This is a genomic window from Achromobacter sp. NFACC18-2 (assembly GCF_900108985.1).
Classification (GTDB): domain Bacteria; phylum Pseudomonadota; class Gammaproteobacteria; order Burkholderiales; family Burkholderiaceae_B; genus Achromobacter.
Map to the genome: position 1 here is coordinate 1 of NZ_FNYM01000011.1, position 19,616 is coordinate 19,616.

Here is a 19,616-nt window from a genome sequence, read left to right on the forward strand (position 1 = left end):
TCCTCAACCTTGTATGGTGCGGATGCGTCTTTCGAAGAAGAAAGGCGCTGGGGTAAGGGACGTCCTCAACCATCAGCCGGTTGCACCCGGACTGCCACTACGAGAGCATCCCACCCCGCCTCACGCGTCGATAAGGAATCTAGCGGCCGAGACCGCCGATTGATCGCAAGGTAACGCCCGAGGCGTGGCTACCCCAGCGGACTTAACGTATCGCAGGGAGAGCTGTCATGCAAACTTCAATCATTTTTATTGGGGTCGATGTCGGCAAGTTTGAGTTGCAAGTAGCCGGGGCCAACGGTGAGATCGTGGCAGGCGTCTTGCACAACAATCGCTCCAGCATCGTGGGCTGGTTAAAGCGTCTGCCGGACACTAGTGTGATCGCCATGGAAGCGACAGGAGGCTATCAAGAGCTCCTGGCTCGTGCGGCGCATGAGCGCGGATTTGAGGTTTATGTCCTTAATCCGACCCACGTCCATCATTACGCCATCTCGTTGGGGAACCGCGGCAAGACAGATCGATTGGATGCCGCCGTCATCGCGCAATACATCGCGCAGCATCACAAAAAACTGCATCGTTACGAACCAATATCTCCAGAATTGCAGGAAGTCAGAGCACTTCATGCGCTGAGATCGACGGTGGTCCGTGTGGGCACATCCTTGCGATTGTCGGCACAGCGACATGGTTGCGTAAGCAGCCATCAGAAGAAGGCACTCGCAAGTTTGACAGCCTGGTCAGAGCAGCTCGAAAAGGAAATGATCGCCAAGATTAAGGCCCACAGTGACTGGGCCAAGACGTATGGTCTGCTGACCGGAATCTGCGGCATAGGACCGATAACCGGGGTTGCCCTGACGAACTTGTTCAGCCGGATCGACTTTGCCACCAGCGATGCGGCGGTAGCCTTCTGTGGCCTAGATCCGAGGCCGAACGAATCCGGAAGAAAAGTCGGCCGGCGCCGGCTAAGCAAGCAGGGCGATAAAGCGGCGAGGACATTGCTCTACAACGCGGCTAGCTCAGCGGCGCGCACGGCACAATTCAAGGATTACTACGCCATGCTCAGGGCTCGAGGGCTGGCCCCGACTGCGGCCTTGGTCATAATCGCCCGCAAACTCTTGCGGATAGCGTACGGGGTATGGCGAACAGGCCAACCCTTTGATCCAGAGAAATTGCGACCGGCAATTGCTTGACCAAGACCATAGAATCTCGTCCGCCTTCGGCTCCCTTCGGTTTCCGTCGGGCGCACCTGAACGCCCCGCCCACCCCAGGCCCACGCCACACCGGGCTTTGGTGGTTTCAGCTTTGCGGCCGCTTGGACGGGTGGAGTTCTTTAGGTTCTTGCCTGCGCTGGTTGGGTGTTGGAACGTCTTGCGGGGCCCGCCCCCGGCCGGCCGCGCGGGCGGCCTTTGGGGGCTTACGCGAGGGCTTGCGCCGTTGCTTTGACGCTGCGCGCTCGCGGGGGCGTCTCTAGGTGTCTCCAGGTGTCTGACACCGGTAAACTGCGCGGTCATGCGGCGCGGCGCCAGTCGGCGGCCGGGGGTGCGCATCATCTGGAGAGCATTGCATCATGATTCGTCATCTGATCTTTTCAGCGTCTCTGGCGATTGCCGGCAGCGCGGCGGCCGCGCCGTCGTTCAATTGCGCCAAGGCCGCGACGCCGGTTGAAAAGTCCATCTGCGGCAATTCGGTGCTGGCGAACCAGGACGCGGCGATCGCGCAGCAATACAAGGCCGTGCGCGGTGCGCTGGATGCGGAGGCGGCCAAGGCGCTGAATGCCGATCAAAAGTACTTTCTTAGCGTGCGCGACAATGCCTACGCGGAGCCCTACTCGCAATCCACGCCGTTCAAGGCGCTCAGCGACACTATGCGTTACCGGCTGGAATTCCTGAAGGCCATCAATCCGAAGCCGGCCGCTGGCTTTGTGGGCAAGTGGAAGAACATCGAAGGCGAAATCGAGATCACGCAGAACGCGCATGGCGAGTTGCTGGTGGCCGCCAATTCGGCGCAGCCGTACAACGGGCGCTGGGTCTGCGATTTGAGCGGCAAGGCGGTCGAGTCCGGGGACACGCTGACGGTGACCTATCAGGACGGTGCGCCGTGGACGCTGACGCTGACGCGTCGCGGCGCGGTGCTGGTGGCGCGGGAAACGCCGCCGGCTGGCGTGAAGGAAGAGGGCTTTGGTCCGCCCTTCTGCGGGATGAACGGCAGCTTTTACGGCGACTGGTTCGCCGTGCGCTGACTGCCGCCCCCTTCCCTGTCGACGCCCCCGTGGCCTGAGCCGCGATCACCCACGCAGTCCGGTCACTCCAGCTTGATGTTCGCGGTCTTGATCAGATCGCGCCACTTCACGATCTCGTCCCGCACGAACGCTCCGAACTGCTCCGGCGAACCGGGCTTGGGCTCCGCGCCCGCCGCGATCATCGCCTTGGCCGTGCCCGCGTCCGACAAGACCTTGACCATGTCCGCGTTGATGCGTTTGACGATGTCGGGCGGCGTGCCTTTCGGGGCCATCACGCCGCTCCAGGAATAGGCCTCGTAGCCGGGCAGGCCCGATTCGGCGATGGTCGGGATGTCGGGCACCATGCTGGATCGCGTGGGGTTGCCGACGCCCAGCGCGCGGATCTTGCCGCCTTTCAGGTGGGGCACCGCCGACGGGCCGTCGGCGAACATGACCTGGACCTGGCCGCCCAGGAGGTCCTGCATGGCCGGTGCGCTGCCCCGATAGGGCACGTGCTGGATGCGCACGCCAGCCATGGCGTTGAAGAGTTCGCCGGCCAGGTGCGTGCCGCCGCCGGTGCCGGATGAACTGAAAGAGAGCTTGCCGGGGTTCTGCTTGGCGTAGGCGATCAGTTCGCTGACCGAGTTGACCGGCAGCGATGCATTGACGACGAGGATGATGGGAAACACCGCCGCCATGCCGACCGGCACGAAGTCGGTGGTGATGTCGTAGCTGAGGTTGGCGCGCAAGCTGGGCAGTACGGCGTGGTGGATGGACGCGAAAAAGAAGTTGTAGCCGTCGGGTTCGGCCTTGGCGGCGAACTGGGCGCCGACGATGCCGCCCGCGCCGGATTTGTTGTCGACGACCGTGGGCACGGACCACATCTGGCCCAGGGGCTGCGTCGTGAATCGCGCGGTGGTGTCGACCGGGCCGCCTGCGGGAAAGGGGACGATGAAGGTCACGGCGTGGCCCGGCCAGGTGGCGGCGCGGGCCCAGGAAGGAAGCATGGCGGCGCCGCATGCGGCGCCCAGCCCCGCGAGGACGCGGCGGCGGTCTTGATTGGTCACGGCAGTCTCCTGAGTCTTGTTCTGGTCGCGGTCGGGCATCGCGCACTGCCGCCCGCCGCTGTTTTTTATTATTTGCCGAATGCAGGAAACCGCCGCTACATATTTGCAAAAGCCCCTCTTTCGCGCGGCCTGAAGGTTCGCTCACCGGACACGGCAAGCGCTGCGCCACGCCGCTACGGCCCACTGCCTACGGCATCTGGACGAGGACGCCGGCCCAACCCGCTGCGCCATGACGCCCGGTAAGGCCGGCAGTTTTCGTTATTGTCCGCGCGCCGCGCGTTGCACGTGGCCGATGAAGCATTCAGCGAAGCTGGGCAGGTCTCGGCCGCGCTGGCGGCACAGCAGGCGGTCGCGCAAGGCCCAAGGATCGTCGAGCTTGAGCACGTGCAGGGCGTCGGGACGGCTGTAGCGCGCGGCGCAGGCGCGCGGCACGACGGCGATGCCGGCGCCGGCCTCGACCATGCGGCACACGGCCTCGAAGCTGCCCACGTGCACGCGCTGGCAGAGGCGCTTGCCCAGGCCGCTGGCGATGTCTTCCAGGAAGGTCTGGATGGCGCTGTCGGGATGGATGCCGACGAATTGATAGGCATCCACCAGGTCCGCGAAATGCGCGGTCTCCTGGGCAGCCAGCGGATGGTCCAGCGCGGTCACCACGGTGAGTTCGTCGCGGAACAGCGGCGTGACGTCCAGGCCTTCGACGTCGATGTTGCCGGCCACGAGGCCCAGGTCCCCCGCCCCCGCGCGAATCGCGATGACGATGTCGCCGGAGATCTTTTCTTCCAGCTCGACGTCGACGTCCGGGTTCTCGGACAGGAACGTCGACAGCGCATCGGCCAGGAAGGAGTTGGTGGCGGTGGTGTTGGCCAGCAGCCTGAGCCTGCCTTTCAGGCCGCTCGCATAGGGCTGCAGGTCGGCGTTCAGGCATTCGAGCTGCCGGAAGACGGCGTTGGCGTGCTTGAGCAATACCTCGCCGGCCGGCGTCAGCGCCACACCGGTAGCCATGCGCACCAGCAGCCGGGCCTTGAACGCCTCTTCCATGTGCTTGACGCGCGCGCTCGCGGCCGGCAGGGACAGAAACGTGCGCTCCGCCGCACGGGTCAGATTGAGTGTTTCTCCCACGTTCAAGAACAAACGCAGGTCAGTCAGATCATGTCTCATGTTCCACCACGCAGAAGGGGGGCATTTCTAATTTTGAATTCTTCGAATGCCGTGTCGAATCTACCATGAGGCATGCCCATGAACCAGACGGGTTGATGCGGAACTGTTTTCCACACACGGCGTGCGCGCCGCAGCACAGGAGTCAGATGCAATGAGCGGCTTGGTATCCGGAAAAGTGGTGATCGTGACGGGCGCGGGCGGCGGCATCGGCCGCAGCGTCGCGCTGGCAATGGCGCAGGCGGGCGCCAAGGTCGTGGTGAACGACATCGGCGTGTCCCTCACGGGCGAAGGCGGCGCGGACGGTCCCGCGCAGGCCGTGGTCAAAGAGATCGCCGAAGCGGGCGGCGTCGCGGTGGCCAATACCGACAGCGTGGCCGCGTACGACAGCGCCAGCCGCGTGGTGCAGACCGCCATCGACGCCTTCGGCCGCATCGACGCGGTGATCAACAACGCGGGCAACCTGCGCGACCGCGTTTTCCACAAGATGAGCGAAGAAGAATGGCGCCAGGTGATCGACGTGCACCTGAACGGCTCGTTCTACATGAGCCGCGCGGCGGCGCCCTACTTTCGCGAGCAGGAGTCCGGCGCGTTCGTGCACATGACGTCCACGTCGGGACTCATCGGCAACTTCGGCCAGGCCAATTACGCGGCCGCCAAGCTGGGCATCGTGGCGCTGTCCAAGTCCATCGCGCTGGACATGGCGCGCTACAACGTGCGGTCCAACTGCATCGCACCATTTGCCTGGAGCCGCATGACCAGCTCCATCCCCGCAGAAACAGACGAAGAGAAGGCGCGCGTCGAAAAGCTCAAGAAGATGGAGGCCGGAAAAGTCGCACCGATGGCGGTGTTCCTGGCCAGCGACGCGGCCAGCGAAGTCACGGCGCAGATCTTCGCCGTGCGCGCCAACGAGATCATGCTGATGAGCCAGCCGCGCCCGCTGCGCACCGTGCACCACGCCGAAGGCTGGACGCCGGAGCGCATCGCCGAGATCGCGGCGCCCGCCATGCGCAAGCACTTCTACGCGTTGGAGCGTTCGCCCGACGTGATCGACTGGGATCCCATCTGAGGCCGCCACATGCCGTTGGACTATGCAACCGTGAAGGACTGGCGTTTCGACGACGTGCGCCAGCGCTACGACCAGAAGGACACGATGCTGTATGCGCTGGGCATCGGCCTGGGGCAGGACCCGGAAGACACGGGCCAGCTTCGTTACGTCTACGAAAAAGACCTGCGCGCGTTTCCGACGATGAGCGTGATCCTGGGCTATCCGGGCTTCTGGGTCAGCGACCCGCGCTCCACCGTCGACTGGGTGAAGGTGGTGCACGGCGAACAGCGGCTGACGCTGCATGCGCCGCTGCCCGTGGCGGGCGTGGTCGTTGGCCGCACGCGCAACACGCATGTGATCGACAAGGGCGCGGACAAGGGCGCCATCATCGTCAGCGAACGCACGCTGCACGATGAAGACGGCGCGTGCCTGGCCACGCTGCGCAGCAGCACGTTCTGCCGCGGCGATGGCGGCTTCGGCGATGGCGACGCCAGCCCCGAGCCCCTGCCCGCCGCCCCCGACGGCGATCCCGAACTGCGCTGCGAACTGCGCATCCCGCCCAGCGCGGCGCTGCTGTATCGCCTGAACGCCGACCGCAACCCGCTGCACGCCGATCCGGACGTCGCACGCCAGGCCGGCTATCCGCGTCCCATCCTGCATGGCCTGTGCTCCTACGGCGTCGCCGCGCACGCGCTCGTCAAGACGTTCTGCGACTACGACGCGACGCGGCTCACCAGTTTGAACACGCGCTTCTCGGCGCCCGTGTACCCCGGCGAAACGCTGCAATGCGACATGTGGCGCATGCCGGATGGCCAGATCCGCTTCATCGCCCGCGCCAAGGAGCGCGGCGTGTTGGTCATGAGCCACGGCACCGCGACGGTGCAATCATGACGCGCCCGCCTCCGCTCGATGGCATCCGCGTGCTGGACCTGTCGCGCATCCTGGCCGGTCCGTGGTGCACGCAGAACCTGGCCGACCTGGGCGCGGACGTCATCAAGATCGAACGGCCGCGCGTGGGCGACGACACGCGCGCCTGGGGACCGCCCTACCTGAAGGATGGCAACGGCCAGGACACCAACGAATCGGCCTACTACCTCAGCGCCAACCGCAACAAGCGCTCGGTCGAGGCCGACATGGCCACGCCGGAAGGCGCGGCGCTGATCCGCGAGCTGGCCGCGGTCAGCGACATCCTGGTCGAGAACTTCAAGGTGGGCGGCCTGGCCAAGTACGGCCTGGACTACCAGAGCCTGAAAGCGGTCAATCCGCGCCTCATTTATTGCTCGGTCACCGGCTTCGGCCAGGACGGGCCGTTCGCGCAGCGGCCCGGCTACGATTTCATGATCCAGGGCATGGGCGGGCTGATGAGCATCACGGGCGAGCGCGACGACCTGCCCGGCGGCGGACCGCAGAAGGCGGGCGTAGCCGTCACCGACATCGTCACCGGCATGTACGCCACCGTGGCGGTGCTGGCAGCCCTGCAGGAGCGCCATCGCAGCGGCCAGGGCCAGCACCTGGACATTGCGCTCCTGGACAGCCACGTGGCGCTGCTGGCCAACCAGAACTCCAACTATTTCAATTCGGGCGTCGCGCCCACGCGCGCCGGCAATGCGCACCAGAACGTGGTGCCCTACCAGGTGTTCGCCGCCAGCGACGGCCACCTGATCGTGGCCACGGGCAACGAATCGCAATATCGCGCCTACTGCCGCGCCATCGGCGTGCCGGAACTGGGCGACGATCCGCGTTTTGCCACCAACCGGCTGCGCGTCACCAACCGCGTCGAACTGATCGGGATCCTGACGGCGATCATGCGCGAAGGCCGCCGCGACGACTGGATCGCCAAGCTGGAGGCCGTGGGCGTGCCCTGCGGACCGATCAACGACATCGCCCAGGCGTTCGCGCATCCCCAGGCGCAGGCGCGCCAGTTGCGGCGCGACATGCCGCATCCGGCCGGCGGCGTGGCGCCGGTGACGGCCAGCCCGCTGCGGTTTTCGGATTCACCCGTGGTGTACCGGCGCGCGCCGCCGCTGCTGGGCGAGCACACCGAGGAAGTGCTGCGCGACGTGCTGGGCAAATCCGCGCAGGCGATTGCGGCGTTCAAGGGTGACGCAGAGACGTAACGGTGCGTGGAGGCCCGATCACGCCTTTGCGGCGACGGGAAGCCGGAACGGGGCGCCCAGCCGATTGAACGCATTCATGGCCGCGATCGTGATCGTGAGGTCGACCAGGTCTTTGGGCTCGAACGCGGCCGAGGCGGCGGCATAGGCCTCGTCCGAGGCATGGGTTTCGCTCACCCGCGTCACCTCCTCCGCCCAGGCAAGCGCGGCACGTTCCTGGTCGGAGAACAGGTGAGGCACCTCGTCCCATACCGGCAGCAGCGTGATCTTGTCGACCGACATGGTTTTCCGGAGGTCGCGGCTGTGCAGGTCGATGCAGTGCGCGCAGCCATTGATCTGCGAGACGCGGAGAAAAACGAGATGAACGAGTTCCTGCGGCAGGTTCGTTCGGGTCGTGACGTAGTGGTAGACGCCAAAGAGCGCCTTCGCGCCTTCGGGTGCGATCTCTTGCCAGTTCATGCGGGTCATTTCAGTCCTTTGCGTTCGTCGAAAGTGAACACCGCCACCTTACCTGCCGGCGACCTGGCGAAACAGGTCCAAGAATCGGCGTATTGACTGAGCCAAGATCCGCGCGGAATGCCCAAAAAATTGGCCGCTGTCTCCAGCGGCCAATTCATCTGTACTTAGGACTTAGGCAACGGCAACCGGGATCTTCCCGATCTTCGCCTGCCACTCCTTGGGTCCGGTCGTGTGGACCGACGTGCCCTGGGCGTCGACCGCCACGGTCACCGGCATGTCCTTCACGTCGAACTCATAGATGGCTTCCATGCCCAGGTCGGCAAAGCCCAGCACCTTGGCACCGCGGATCGCCTTGGACACCAGGTAGGCCGCGCCGCCCACGGCCATCAGGTAGGCCGAGCCGTGCTTCTTGATGGCGTCGATGGCGACCGGGCCGCGCTCGGACTTGCCGATCATCGCGATCAGGCCGGTCTTGTCCAGCATCATGTCGGTGAACTTGTCCATGCGGGTGGCGGTGGTGGGGCCGGCGGGGCCGACCACTTCGTCGCGCACCGGATCGACCGGGCCCACGTAGTAGATGACCCGGTTGGTGAAGTCCACGGGCAGTTGCTCGCCCTTGGCCAGCATGTCCTGGATGCGCTTGTGCGCGGCGTCGCGGCCGGTGAGCATCTTGCCCGACAGCAGCAGGGTCTGGCCCGGCTTCCAGCTGGCGACTTCTTCGCGGGTCAGGGTGTTCAGGTCGACCTGCTTGGACTTGTTGTAGTCCGGCGCCCAGTGCACTTCAGGCCATTCGGACAGCGACGGCGGGTCCAGGCGCGCGGGGCCCGAGCCGTCAAGCTCGAAGTGCGCATGGCGGGTGGCCGCGCAGTTCGGGATCATGGCGACGGGCTTGGATGCCGCGTGCGTGGGGAACGTGTTGATCTTGACGTCCAGCACGGTCGTCAGGCCGCCCAGGCCCTGCGCGCCGATGCCCAGCGCGTTGACCTTTTCGTACAGTTCAATGCGCAGCTCTTCCAGCTTGTTCTGCGGGCCGCGGGCCAGCAGTTCGTACATGTCGATGTCTTCCATCAGCGACTGCTTGGCCATCAGCATGGCTTTTTCGGCCGTGCCGCCGACGCCGATGCCCAGCATGCCGGGCGGGCACCAGCCGGCGCCCATCGACGGAACGGTCTTGAGCACCCAGTCCACCAGCGAATCGCTGGGGTTCAGCATGGCGAACTTGGTCTTGTTTTCGGAGCCGCCGCCCTTCGAGGCGATCTGCACGTCAACCTTGTCACCCTGGACAAGTTCGACGTGCAGGATACAGGGCGTGTTGTCGCGCGTGTTCTTGCGCGCGAACAGCGGGTCGTCCAGCACCGAGGCACGCAGCGGATTGTCCGGGTTCAGGTAGCCGCGGCGCACGCCTTCGTCGCACAGTTCCTGCAGGGTGCGCTTGGTGTCGAAGCGCACGCTCATGCCGATCTTCAGGAAGACGTTGACGATGCCGGTGTCCTGGCACAGCGGGCGCTTGCCCTCGGCGCACATGCGCGAGTTGGTCAGGATCTGCGCCATCGCATCGCGCGCGGCCGGGCTTTCCTCGCGCTCGTAGGCGCGCGCCAGGTGGCGGATGTAATCGACGGGATGGTAATAGCTGATGAACTGGATCCCGTCGGCGATCGACTGGATGAAGTCTTCTTCTTTAATGATGACGGACATGGCGATTTGCAGGTCTGGAGGGAAAACGTGAAAACGCGGCGGGCGTTGGCTGCCCGCCGCGCGAGGTAAACGCTATTTTTGCCGTGGCCCCGCCTGAAGGCAAATGGGGTTGCCGGGGACAGGTTCCGGCGCTGCGGCGTGGCGCTTCGAATTCAATTCACTTGCCTTGCCACACGGGCTTGCGCTTTTCGGCAAAGGCGGTGGCGCCTTCCTTGGCATCGGCCGACGTGAAAATGTGCGCGATCAGCGGACGCTGGCGGTCGAACATGCCTTCCTGGTCCCAGTCGCCCGCCTGCGCGACGATGCTCTTGGCGGTCTGGACGGCCAGGGGGCCGTTCTCGACGATGGCGCGGGCCAGTTCCAGCGCGCCGGCCAGGGCGCCGCCCGGCTCGGTCAGGCGGTTGACCAGGCCGAAGGCGTGGGCGCGCTCGGCGCTCAGCATTTCGCCGGTCAGGATGACTTCCATGGCGATGTGGTACGGCAGGCGGCGCGGCAGGCGCAGCAGGCCGCCGGCGCCGGCCACCAGGCCGCGCTTGACTTCGGGCAGGCCGAACTTGGCGTTGCTGGCGGCCACGATCAGGTCGGAGGCCAGGGCCATTTCGCAGCCGCCGGCCAGGGCATAGCCTTCAACCGCCGCGATCAGCGGCTTCTTGGGGGGACGCTCGTTCAGGCCGGCGAAGCCGCGGCCATCCACGTAGGGGCGCTGGCCCGACGCGGCGAACGCCTTCAGGTCCATGCCCGACGAGAACGTGCCGCCGCCCCCGGTCAGGATGCCGATGCGCACATCGTCACGGCTGTCCAGCTGGTCCAGCGCGGCGGCCATGGCCACGGCGGTTTCCAGGTTGATGGCGTTCTTGGCCTCGGGACGGTTGATCGTGATGATCTGGATGCCGTCGGTGACTTCCACCGTGATCAGGTCGGACATGGGACTGCTCCTTTTTCGCGAATTTCTCGGAATCGGGTTCCGGGTTTTATATAAGACTCAGGCTCAACCCGGAATCATACGACCATTGGTTTGCGGGCGCAGGCGCGGGCGGCGCGCGTGTCCACCAGCGGCACATTCAGGGACGCTTCGCCCGGGCAGATGTAACCGGAATGTCCCCCTCGCGGCCCGCTACGGTCGCGGGCCAGTTAAAATGCCGGGTTTCCCACGCGCAGGGCAGCCCTTGCCTGGCGGCCGAATTCCAAGAATCCTATGCTCACCTTTCAGCAAATCATCCTTACGCTCCAGGAATACTGGGACAAGCAGGGTTGCGCCCTGCTGCAGCCCTACGACATGGAAGTCGGCGCCGGCACCTCGCACACCGCCACGTTCCTGCGCGCGATCGGCCCGGAACCCTGGCGCGCCGCCTACGTGCAGCCCTCGCGCCGGCCCAAGGATGGCCGCTACGGCGAAAACCCCAATCGCCTGCAGCATTACTACCAATATCAGGTGGTGCTCAAGCCCGCGCCCCCCGAAATCCTGGATCTCTACATCGGTTCGCTCAAGGCGCTGGGCATCGATCCCACGCAGCACGACATCCGCTTCGTCGAGGACGACTGGGAAAACCCCACGCTCGGCGCCTGGGGCCTGGGCTGGGAAGTCTGGCTGAACGGCATGGAAGTGACCCAGTTCACGTACTTCCAGCAGGTCGGCGGCCTGGACTGCACGCCCACCACCGGTGAAATCACCTACGGCCTGGAACGCCTGGCCATGTACTTGCAGGACGTGCAAAGCGTCTACGACCTGGTCTGGACCGAAGGCGCCAACGGCAATCGCGTGCTGTACCGCGACGTGTTCCACCAGAACGAAGTCGAGCAGTCCACCTACAACTTCGAGCATTCGTCGGCCGAGATGCTGTTCTCGCATTTCAACGACTACGAAGCCGAGGCCAAGCGCCTGATGGACGTGCCGCTGGCGCTGCCCGCCTACGAGGCCGCGCTCAAGGCCGCGCACACCTTCAACATGCTGGACGCGCGCGGCGCGATCAGCGTGACCGAACGCGCCGCCTACATCGGCCGCATCCGCAACCTGTCGCGCGCCGTCGCGCAGGCCTACTACGATTCCCGCGAACGACTGGGCTTTCCCATGCTGGGCCGCGACAAGGCCGCCGGGGAGGCTGCATAAATGACGACGAACATCCGCCCGCTGCTGGTCGAACTGCTGACCGAAGAACTCCCGCCCAAGGCCCTGCAAAAGCTCGGCCAGGCCTTTGCCGAAGGCGTGCGCGCCACGCTGGACCGCCACGGCCTGCTGGCCGACGGCTGCGCCGTGACCGCGTATTCGACGCCGCGCCGCCTGGCCGTCCACCTGTCGGCCGTGCTGGCCCAGGCGCCCGACCAGGCCTACGCCGAAAAGCTGATGCCCGTGAAGATCGGCCTCACTGAAGACGGCAAGGCCACGCCCGCGCTGCAGAAGAAGCTGGCCGCCAAGGGCCTGGAAAACATCGACGTGTCCACGCTGGACCGCGAATCCGACGGCAAGCAGGACTACCTGGTCGCGCGCGGCACCGCCGCGGGCGCCCAGCTGGCCGCTGGCCTGCAGGAAGGGATCGACGCCGCCATCGACGGCCTGCCCATCCCCAAGGTCATGCGCTACCAGCTGGCCGACGGCGTCACCACCGTCAAGTTCGTGCGCCCGGCGCATGGCCTGATCGCCCTGTTCGGTGCGGACGTGGTGCCGGTGTCGGCGCTGGGCCTGACCGCCGGCCGCGACACCCTGGGCCACCGCTTCATGAGCCAGGGCGCCGTGTCCATCGCCGATGCCGACGCCTACGCCGCCACGCTGGCCGAAAAGGGCCGCGTCGTGGCCTCGTTCGAGACCCGCCGCGATGAGATCCAGCGCCAGTTGCAGGACGAGGCGACCCGCCTGTCGGCCACCCTGGGCGACGACCCCGAAGTGGCCGCGCTGCTGGACGAAGTGACCGCGCTGGTCGAACACCCCACGGTCTACGTCGGCCAGTTCGAAGAACAGTTCCTGCAAGTGCCGCAGGAATGCCTGATCCTGACCATGCGGCTGAACCAGAAGTACTTCCCGCTGTTCGATCCGGCCACCGGCCGCCTGACGCACCGCTTCCTGATCGTGAGCAACATGCGCACGGACAACCCGGTGAACATCGTCGAAGGCAATCAGCGCGTAGTGCGTCCCCGCCTGGCCGACGCGCAGTTCTTCTTTGAAACCGACCGCAAGACGCCGCTGGCCGCGCGCGTCGAGCAGCTGGGCTCCATCGTATACCACAACAAGCTGGGCACCCAGCTCGAACGCGTGGAGCGCGTGCGCGCCATCGCGCGCGGCATCGCCGGCCAGATCGGCGGCGACCAATCCGCCGCCGACCGGGCCGCCATGCTGGCCAAGGCCGACCTGGGCTCGAACATGGTGGGCGAATTCCCCGAGCTGCAAGGCATCATGGGCGCCTACTACGCCGCCGGCGACGGCGAGCCCGCCAGCGTCGTCGAGGCCCTGCGCAGCCAGTACCGCAACCGTTACGACGCGCCGGTGACGCAGGACACCCTGACCGCCGCGACGCTGTTCATCGCCGAACGCGTGGAAACGCTGGTCGGCATCTGGGCGATCGGCCTGGCCCCCACCGGCGAGCGCGACCCCTTCGGCCTGCGCCGCGCCGCGCTGGGCCTGATCAGCGCCTTCGAACAACTGGCGGCGGGCGGCTGGCTGAAGATCAGCCAGGACGGTCCGCTGAGCCTGGACGGCCTGCTGGCGTTGGCCGCGGGCACGTTCCCCGAGGGCAAGATCCCGGCCGACACGCTCCCCGAGGTCCGCGCCTTCATCTACGAACGCTACCGCAACCAGCTCATCAACGACTTCGACCGCAATGCCGTCGAGGCCGTGATCGCGCTGACCCCGCCGCTGCACCAGGTGGCCGAGCGCGTGCGCGCCGCCGCGGCCTTTGCGCAGTTGCCCGAGGCCGCCAGCCTGGCCGCCGCCAACAAGCGCATCGGCAACCTGCTCAAGAAGGCCGAAGGCGAGATCGGCGCGGTGAACGACGCGGCGCTGGTGGAACCGGCTGAAAAGGCCCTGGCCGCCGCCGTGGCGGCCCTGCGTCCCAAGGCCGAGGCGCAACTGGCAGCGGGCGACTTCGCCGGCAGCCTGTCCACGCTGGCCCAGGCGCGCGAACCCGTGGACGCCTTCTTCGCGGACGTCATGGTCATGGCCGAGGATCCTGCCGTACGCGCCAACCGTCTGGCCCTGCTCGGCCAGCTTCATGGCCTGATGAACCAGGTCGCCGACATTTCCAGGCTCGCACAGTGAAGCTCATCATTCTCGATCGCGACGGCGTCATCAATCAGGACAGCGACGCCTTCGTCAAGACGCCCGACGAGTGGATCGCCCTGCCGGGCAGTCTGCAGGCCATTGCGCGGCTCACGCAGGCCGGCTGGAAAGTGGTGCTTGCCACCAACCAGTCGGGCCTGGCGCGCGGCCTCTTCGACATGGACACACTGACGGCCATCCACACCAAGATGCGACGCGAACTCGCCGCCGTCGGCGGCAGCATCGACGCCATCTTCATGTGCCCGCACGGCCCCGACGACGACTGCGCCTGCCGCAAGCCGCGTCCCGGCATGTTCGAGCAGATCGGTCACCGCTACGACGTCGACCTGGCCGGCGTGCCGGCGGTGGGCGATTCGCTGCGCGACCTGCAGGCCTCGTCCGCCGCCGGGTGCTCGCCCTGGCTGGTGCTGACGGGCAATGGCGCCAAGACGCTCGCCAAGGGCGGACTGCCTGACAACGTGCGCGTCTGCGACGACCTGTTGGCCGTGGTCGACACCCTGCTGCAGGACGCGTGACCCGATGGCCCGGCTCCGTTCGCTGCTGTATTTCCTGTTCCTGTCCGTCACGGTCATCCCCTACGCCTTCGCCTGCATCCTGTGGGCGCCGCTGCCGCTGCACTGGCGCTACAAGCTGACGGTCGGCTGGCCGCGGCTGGCCATCTGGGGCGCCAAGGTCATCTGCGGCATCCGCTGGCAGGTCAAGGGCTGGGAGAACCTGCCCGACGGCCCGGCGGTGCTGCTGTCCAAGCACCAGTCGGCCTGGGAAACCCTGTTCTTTCCGGCCTACATGCCGCGCGAGGTCTGCTTCGTCTACAAGAAAGAACTGCACATGGTGCCGTTCTTCGGCTGGGGCCTGGCGCTCCTGCGCATGATCGCCATTGACCGCGCCAAGGGCCGCGACGCCTTCGAGCAAGTGGTCAAACAGGGCCAGACCCGCCTGGACGAAGGCCGCTGGCCGCTGCTGTTTCCCGAAGGCACGCGCGTGGCGCCGGGCAAGACCGGACGCTTCAAGATGGGCGGCGCCCTGCTGGCGTCGCGCACCGGCGCGGCGGTCATTCCCATCGCGCACAACGCGGGCGAATGCTGGCGGCGCAACGCCTTCGTCAAGCAGCCCGGGCTGATTACCCTGTCGATCGGTCCCGCGATAGAATCCAAGGGTCTCTCCCCCGAAGAACTGAACCAGAAGGTCCAGGACTGGATCGAAGGGGAAATGCGGCGTCTCAACCCAGAAAGGTATGCCCAGCACTGATCAGCTCGAACTCCTGTTCGACTCGCAGGAACACGACGCGCCCTCGGGCGCGCCGCCGCTGATCGCCGCGCCGACGCCGCCGGCCGCGCCCCGGCCGCCGTCTTCCGGACCCGGCGCCCCTCGGCCGGTCCCACCCGCCAACCTGTTTCCCGACGCCGCCTCGGCCCCCGCGCCCGTGGGCGAACCGCTGCTGACGCCGTCGCCCAACGCGACGGCGCGCGTGCCCACGCCCTGCCCCGATCCGCTGCCGCCCGGCGCGCGCTGGCGCGAGGTGCCCACCGAGCAGCAGCCCATCGGCTTTGTCCTGTTGCGCTCGCGGCGCCGCAGCATCGGCTTCGTGATCACCGACGACGGCCTGCGCGTCACCGCCCCCAACTGGGTGACGCTGACGCAGATCGACGACGCGGTGCGCGAGAAATCGCGCTGGATCCTGGCCAAGCTGCGCGAATGGCACGCCCGCAAGCAGCAGCTCGCCATGGCGCACACCCGCTGGCAGGCCGGCGGCGAGCTGCCCTACCTGGGCCGGCGCATCATCATCGGCGTGGGCGGCGACAGCCGCCAGGCCAGCCTGTCCGGCGACGCCGAGGCGCCGCAGGACGGCGACACCCTCTGGCTGGCGCTGCCGTCCCATGCCGACCAGGGACGCATCCGCGACGCGGCGCAAGCCTGGCTGCAACAGCGCGCGGGCGCCTGGTTCGGGGCGCGCCTGGCGCATTTCCTGCAGGTCAGCGGGCTGAAGATCCGCCGCTGGCGCCTGTCGTCGGCCGCCACCCGCTGGGGCTCGTGCACCAGCGACGGCAACATCATGCTGAACTGGCGCCTGATCCATTTCGCGCCCGCCATCATCGACTACGTCATCGCGCACGAGCTTGCCCATTTGCGCGAGATGAACCACAGTCAGGACTTCTGGCGCGAAGTGGGCCAGATCCTGCCCGATTTCGAAGACGCCAAGAACATCCTGCGGCGTCACGATCCCGCTTCGCTGCCCCAATTCTGAGGCCCGGGGCGCCCCAGCGCCCCGGTTCCCCCAACCCCTCACCGCTTAAGGAATCCTCCCATGCGTCTGCTCCACACCATGCTGCGCGTCGGCAACCTCGACAAGTCCATCGACTTCTACACCAACGTGCTGGGCATGCGGCTGCTGCGCCGCAACGACTACCCGGACGGCAAGTTCACGCTGGCCTTCGTGGGCTACCAGGACGAAGCGGACGGCGCGGTCATCGAACTGACCCACAACTGGGACACCGACAAATACGACCTGGGCAACGGCTACGGCCACATCGCCCTGGAAGTCGACAATGCCTACGAAGCCTGTGACAAGGTCAAGGAACGCGGCGGCAAGGTCACCCGCGAGGCCGGCCCGATGAAGCACGGCAAGACGGTCATCGCCTTCGTGGAAGATCCCGACGGCTACAAGATCGAGTTCATCCAGAAGAAAGGCCGCCAGGACTGACCGGGACGCCCGCCATGATCCATCCCATCCTGAAAATGGGCGACCCGCGGCTGCTGCGCGTGGCGCCGCCGGTCGAGCGCTTCGACACCCCGGAACTGCACGCCCTGATCGACGACATGTTCGAGACCATGGCGGCCGCGCAGGGCGTGGGGCTGGCCGCGCCGCAGATCGGCGTGGACCTGCAACTGGTGATCTTCGGGTTTGACCGCAACGACCGCTACCCCGACGCGCCGCCGGTGCCGCAGACCATCCTGTGCAATCCGGTCATCACGCCGCTCTCGGACGAGATGGAAGACGGCTGGGAAGGCTGCCTGTCGGTGCCGGGCCTGCGCGGGCTGGTGCCGCGCTACCGCCACATCCGCTACAGCGGCCGCGACCCGTACGGCCAGGTGATCGAACGGGAAGCCGAAGGCTTTCACGCGCGGGTCGTGCAGCACGAGTGCGACCACCTGATCGGCCGCCTGTATCCGTCCCGCATCCAGGATTTCAGCAAGTTCGGCTTTACCGAAATCCTGTTCCCGGGCATGGATCCCAATCAGGACGACTAGGCGTTTTCGCCGGGTTCCGGCGCGGCCGGGGGGGCCTCCTCCCGCTGCGCGCCGGCCGGCGCCGCGTCGCCTTGGGGCGTCCGCGCTTGCGGCATCGGTGCGTCCGGCGTCAGTTCCTGCGGCGCGAAATCATCCACCTGCAACACCCGCAGCACCGTCGCTTCGGCGGCCTCGAGCTGCGCCGCCTGCGCGTCCGTGATCGCCCCGCGCTGATGGGCCTGGCGCCAGTCGCGCACATTGGACTGGCGCAGGCGGTCGCGGATGGGCTGCACCGCGTCGGCCAGCGCGAACGCGCGGGTCAGGAGGCCCAGCGGATCGTCGCCCGGCTCGCGCTGCAGGTCTGCCGCCAGGCGCGCGTGGGTGGGCGACGGCTTGAGCAGCAGGTCGGCGCATTCCCGCGTGAGCGCGTCGCCCGGCCCCTTGGCCAGGCGGACGGGCAGGATGGCCGCGCGCAAGCCCCAGGACAGCAGCTTGACCGGCAGGTTGCGCAGCGCCTGGTCCATGCTGTGTTCGATGCTTGCATAGCCGCGTTCCATGCACCACCGCACCAGCGGCAGGTCATCGTGCTTGCGACCTTCGTCTGCCCAGCGCTTGAGCACGGCGGACAGCAGATAGAGTTCGGACAGGATGTCGCCCAGGCGCGCGGAGATCATCTCGCGGCGCTTCAGCCCGCCGCCCAACTGGGCCAGCGTGGCATCGGCCAGCAGCGCGAAGCCCGCGGCATAGCGCCCAAGCCGGCGGTAATGGACGGCCACCGGCCCGGAGGCCGGCGCGGGCGCCAGCAGGCCGCCCGTCCAGGCCCGGCCGATGGCGCGCAGCGCGTTCAGGCCGGCGTGGCGCAGATGGCGCCAGAAAACATCGTGGAAGACCTCGATGCCGCGTTCCTCGTCCGGATTGCCCAAGGCCAGGATTTCCGGCATCAGGTAGGGATGGGCGCGGATGGCGCCCTGCCCGAAGATGATGAGGTTGCGCGTCAGGATGTTGGCGCCCTCGACCGTGATGGCGATGGGCACGGCGCGGTACAGCGCCCCCAGGTAATTGCTGGGGCCGTCCATGACGGCGCGGCCGGCATGCACGTCCATGGCGTCGTTCACCGAGACCCGCATGCGTTCGGTGGCGTGGTACTTCATGATGCCCGAGACGACCGCGGGCTTGATGCCCTGGTTGAGCGCGGCGCAGGTCAGCCGGCGCGCGGCCTCGACCAGATACGCGTTGCCGGCCAGGCTGGCCAGCCGTTCCTGCACGCCCTCGAACTTGCCGATCGGAATGCCGAACTGTTCGCGCACCCGGGCGTACATGCCCGTGGTGTGCGCGCACATCGACGTGGCGGCGGCCGACAGCGATGGCAGGGAAATGCCGCGCCCGGCGGCCAGCGCGCCCATCAGCATCTGCCAGCCCTGCCCGGCGCGTTCGACGCCGCCGATCAGCGCATCCAGGGGCACGAAGACGTCGCGCCCCGAATTGGGCCCGTTCTGAAAGACCTGCATCGCCGGCAGATGCCGGCGGCCGATTTCCACGCCCGGCGCGTCGGTGGGCACCAGCGCCACCGAGATGCCGATCTCTTTGGCGCCGCCCAGGATGCCGTCGGGGTCGGACATCTTGAACGCCAGGCCGAGCACCGTCGCCACCGGCCCCAGCGTGATGTAGCGCTTGTGCCAGTTGAGCCGGATGCCGATGATCTCGCGGCCGTCCACGACCTGGCGGCACACGATGCCGGTATCGACCATGGAGGCCGCGTCCGATCCGGCTTCGGGGCTGGTGAGGCCGAAGCACGGCACCTCGCGGCCATCGGCCAGCCGGGGAAGCCAGTAATCGCGCTGGGCGGGCGTGCCGAACTGCATGAGCAGTTCGCCGGGCCCCAGCGAGTTGGGCACCATGACCGTCACGCCCGCGGTGATGGAATAGGCGGAAATGCGCCGGACCACCTCGGAGTGCGCATAGGGCGAGAACCCCAGGCCGCCGTGGCGCCGCGGGATGATCATGCCGAAGAAGCGTTGCGACTTGAGGAATTCCCAGACCTGCGGCGGCAGGTCGCGCCGGTTCCAGTTGATGTCCCATTCATCCAGCATGGCGCACAGTTCGCGCACGGGACCGTCGATGAAGCGTTGTTCGTCCGGCGTCAGCGTGGCGGGGGGGACGCTCAGCAGCTTGCGCCAGTCGGGGTTGCCGGTGAACAGATCGGCGTCCCACCAGCTGTCCCCGGCTTCGATGGCTTCGCGTTCGGTGGCCGACATGGCGGGCATCGCGTTGCGCGCCCAGCGGTATGCAGGTTCCGAAATGCGGCGCCGGCGCCAGGCGTTGAAATCCATGAATCCCCCTTGTATTCGCGACAGGACGTACCGGGGCAAAG

18 protein-coding genes are annotated in these 19,616 nt (G+C 66.9%); 12 read left to right on the forward strand and 6 right to left on the reverse strand.

The window, feature by feature from the left end; genetic code table 11:
* The first annotated feature begins 227 nt into the window (after positions 1-227).
* Positions 228-1,184 (forward strand): IS110 family RNA-guided transposase, encoded by a 957-nt coding sequence (locus tag BMW75_RS17295; RefSeq protein WP_092575218.1) that lies wholly within the window; start codon positions 228-230, stop codon positions 1,182-1,184.
* A 377-nt stretch (positions 1,185-1,561) separates the two neighbouring features.
* Complete coding sequence (locus BMW75_RS17300; RefSeq protein ID WP_092581154.1) at positions 1,562-2,233, forward strand: lysozyme inhibitor LprI family protein; 672 nt, start codon at positions 1,562-1,564, stop codon at positions 2,231-2,233.
* Between the two features lie 62 nt (positions 2,234-2,295).
* Here the strand turns inward: BMW75_RS17300 and BMW75_RS17305 are convergent, their stop codons facing one another.
* Both BMW75_RS17305 and BMW75_RS17310 read right to left on the reverse strand, forming a co-directional pair.
* Positions 2,296-3,318, reverse strand: coding sequence for a Bug family tripartite tricarboxylate transporter substrate binding protein (locus BMW75_RS17305; RefSeq protein ID WP_371467278.1), 1,023 nt, complete (start codon positions 3,316-3,318; stop codon positions 2,296-2,298).
* Positions 3,319-3,537: 219 nt separating this feature from the next.
* Positions 3,538-4,437, reverse strand: a complete 900-nt coding sequence (locus tag BMW75_RS17310; protein WP_092581155.1) for a LysR family transcriptional regulator — start codon at positions 4,435-4,437, stop codon at positions 3,538-3,540.
* 151 nt (positions 4,438-4,588) lie between these two features.
* Between BMW75_RS17310 and BMW75_RS17315 the strand changes: the two genes are divergently transcribed.
* Genes BMW75_RS17315 through BMW75_RS17325 form a run of 3 tightly spaced genes read left to right on the forward strand, consistent with a single transcriptional unit; the run spans position 4,589 to position 7,599 of the window.
* Complete coding sequence (locus BMW75_RS17315; RefSeq protein ID WP_092581156.1) at positions 4,589-5,503, forward strand: SDR family NAD(P)-dependent oxidoreductase; 915 nt, start codon at positions 4,589-4,591, stop codon at positions 5,501-5,503.
* 9 nt (positions 5,504-5,512) lie between these two features.
* Positions 5,513-6,373: a MaoC/PaaZ C-terminal domain-containing protein gene (locus BMW75_RS17320; RefSeq protein WP_092581157.1), complete on the forward strand. Its 861-nt coding sequence runs from the start codon at positions 5,513-5,515 to the stop codon at positions 6,371-6,373.
* The gene (locus BMW75_RS17325) at positions 6,370-7,599 is read left to right on the forward strand and encodes a CaiB/BaiF CoA transferase family protein (RefSeq protein WP_092581158.1); all 1,230 of its coding nucleotides are present in this window, start codon (positions 6,370-6,372) and stop codon (positions 7,597-7,599) included. The genes BMW75_RS17320 and BMW75_RS17325 overlap by 4 nt, the downstream gene beginning before the upstream one ends.
* An 18-nt stretch (positions 7,600-7,617) precedes the next feature.
* Here BMW75_RS17325 and BMW75_RS17330 read toward each other — a convergent pair whose 3' ends face one another.
* The 3 genes from BMW75_RS17330 to BMW75_RS17340 all read right to left on the reverse strand — a co-directional run bounded on the left by BMW75_RS17330 (position 7,618) and on the right by BMW75_RS17340 (position 10,675).
* Positions 7,618-8,064: a carboxymuconolactone decarboxylase family protein gene (locus tag BMW75_RS17330; RefSeq protein ID WP_076518953.1), complete on the reverse strand. Its 447-nt coding sequence runs from the start codon at positions 8,062-8,064 to the stop codon at positions 7,618-7,620.
* Between the two features lie 162 nt (positions 8,065-8,226).
* Positions 8,227-9,750: a fumarate hydratase gene (locus tag BMW75_RS17335; protein WP_076518952.1), complete on the reverse strand. Its 1,524-nt coding sequence runs from the start codon at positions 9,748-9,750 to the stop codon at positions 8,227-8,229.
* A gap of 157 nt (positions 9,751-9,907) precedes the next feature.
* Positions 9,908-10,675 carry a crotonase/enoyl-CoA hydratase family protein gene (locus tag BMW75_RS17340; RefSeq protein ID WP_076518951.1) on the reverse strand — a complete coding sequence of 256 codons (768 nt, stop codon included), beginning with the start codon at positions 10,673-10,675 and terminating at the stop codon, positions 9,908-9,910.
* Between the two features lie 270 nt (positions 10,676-10,945).
* Between BMW75_RS17340 and glyQ the strand changes: the two genes are divergently transcribed.
* From glyQ to def, 7 genes are read left to right on the forward strand one after another with little or no spacing between them, the layout of a single operon-like run.
* Complete coding sequence (glyQ, locus tag BMW75_RS17345) at positions 10,946-11,857, forward strand: glycine--tRNA ligase subunit alpha (RefSeq protein ID WP_025136700.1); 912 nt, start codon at positions 10,946-10,948, stop codon at positions 11,855-11,857.
* Positions 11,858-13,996 (forward strand): glycine--tRNA ligase subunit beta, encoded by a 2,139-nt coding sequence (glyS, locus tag BMW75_RS17350; protein ID WP_092581159.1) that lies wholly within the window; start codon positions 11,858-11,860, stop codon positions 13,994-13,996.
* Positions 13,993-14,532, forward strand: coding sequence for a D-glycero-beta-D-manno-heptose 1,7-bisphosphate 7-phosphatase (gene gmhB, locus BMW75_RS17355; protein ID WP_092581160.1), 540 nt, complete (start codon positions 13,993-13,995; stop codon positions 14,530-14,532). The genes glyS and gmhB overlap by 4 nt, the downstream gene beginning before the upstream one ends.
* A gap of 4 nt (positions 14,533-14,536) precedes the next feature.
* Positions 14,537-15,265 carry a lysophospholipid acyltransferase family protein gene (locus BMW75_RS17360; RefSeq protein WP_076518944.1) on the forward strand — a complete coding sequence of 243 codons (729 nt, stop codon included), beginning with the start codon at positions 14,537-14,539 and terminating at the stop codon, positions 15,263-15,265.
* Positions 15,252-16,262, forward strand: a complete 1,011-nt coding sequence (locus tag BMW75_RS17365) for a M48 family metallopeptidase (protein ID WP_092581161.1) — start codon at positions 15,252-15,254, stop codon at positions 16,260-16,262. Before BMW75_RS17360 ends, BMW75_RS17365 begins: the two co-directional genes overlap by 14 nt.
* 60 nt (positions 16,263-16,322) lie before the next feature.
* Complete coding sequence (gene gloA, locus BMW75_RS17370; RefSeq protein WP_092581162.1) at positions 16,323-16,718, forward strand: lactoylglutathione lyase; 396 nt, start codon at positions 16,323-16,325, stop codon at positions 16,716-16,718.
* Positions 16,719-16,732: 14 nt separating this feature from the next.
* On the forward strand, positions 16,733-17,266 hold the full coding sequence (gene def / locus BMW75_RS17375) for a peptide deformylase (RefSeq protein ID WP_092581163.1): 534 nt from the start codon (positions 16,733-16,735) through the stop codon (positions 17,264-17,266).
* On the opposite strand, the gene BMW75_RS17380 is transcribed toward def, so the two are convergent.
* A complete protein-coding gene (locus BMW75_RS17380) occupies positions 17,263-19,575 on the reverse strand; it encodes an acyl-CoA dehydrogenase (RefSeq protein WP_092581164.1) in 2,313 nt (770 codons plus the stop codon). The genes def and BMW75_RS17380 overlap by 4 nt on opposite strands.
* Positions 19,576-19,616: the final 41 nt, after the last annotated feature.

Bases quoted from the DNA above. Each gene is read 5' to 3' on its own strand.
- BMW75_RS17310 (WP_092581155.1), bottom strand. From the start codon at position 4,437: ATGAGACATGATCTGACTGACCTGCGTTTGTTCTTGAACGTGGGAGAA.
- BMW75_RS17300 (WP_092581154.1), top strand. From the start codon at position 1,562: ATGATTCGTCATCTGATCTTTTCAGCGTCTCTGGCGATTGCCGGCAGC.
- BMW75_RS17340 (WP_076518951.1), bottom strand. From the start codon at position 10,675: ATGTCCGACCTGATCACGGTGGAAGTCACCGACGGCATCCAGATCATC.
- BMW75_RS17320 (WP_092581157.1), top strand. From the start codon at position 5,513: ATGCCGTTGGACTATGCAACCGTGAAGGACTGGCGTTTCGACGACGTG.
- glyQ (WP_025136700.1), top strand. From the start codon at position 10,946: ATGCTCACCTTTCAGCAAATCATCCTTACGCTCCAGGAATACTGGGAC.
- BMW75_RS17315 (WP_092581156.1), top strand. From the start codon at position 4,589: ATGAGCGGCTTGGTATCCGGAAAAGTGGTGATCGTGACGGGCGCGGGC.
- def (WP_092581163.1), top strand. From the start codon at position 16,733: ATGATCCATCCCATCCTGAAAATGGGCGACCCGCGGCTGCTGCGCGTG.
- BMW75_RS17365 (WP_092581161.1), top strand. From the start codon at position 15,252: ATGCCCAGCACTGATCAGCTCGAACTCCTGTTCGACTCGCAGGAACAC.
- BMW75_RS17360 (WP_076518944.1), top strand. From the start codon at position 14,537: ATGGCCCGGCTCCGTTCGCTGCTGTATTTCCTGTTCCTGTCCGTCACG.
- BMW75_RS17325 (WP_092581158.1), top strand. From the start codon at position 6,370: ATGACGCGCCCGCCTCCGCTCGATGGCATCCGCGTGCTGGACCTGTCG.
- BMW75_RS17295 (WP_092575218.1), top strand. From the start codon at position 228: ATGCAAACTTCAATCATTTTTATTGGGGTCGATGTCGGCAAGTTTGAG.
- BMW75_RS17305 (WP_371467278.1), bottom strand. From the start codon at position 3,318: ATGCCCGACCGCGACCAGAACAAGACTCAGGAGACTGCCGTGACCAAT.
- BMW75_RS17335 (WP_076518952.1), bottom strand. From the start codon at position 9,750: ATGTCCGTCATCATTAAAGAAGAAGACTTCATCCAGTCGATCGCCGAC.
- BMW75_RS17380 (WP_092581164.1), bottom strand. From the start codon at position 19,575: ATGGATTTCAACGCCTGGCGCCGGCGCCGCATTTCGGAACCTGCATAC.
- glyS (WP_092581159.1), top strand. From the start codon at position 11,858: ATGACGACGAACATCCGCCCGCTGCTGGTCGAACTGCTGACCGAAGAA.
- gloA (WP_092581162.1), top strand. From the start codon at position 16,323: ATGCGTCTGCTCCACACCATGCTGCGCGTCGGCAACCTCGACAAGTCC.
- BMW75_RS17330 (WP_076518953.1), bottom strand. From the start codon at position 8,064: ATGACCCGCATGAACTGGCAAGAGATCGCACCCGAAGGCGCGAAGGCG.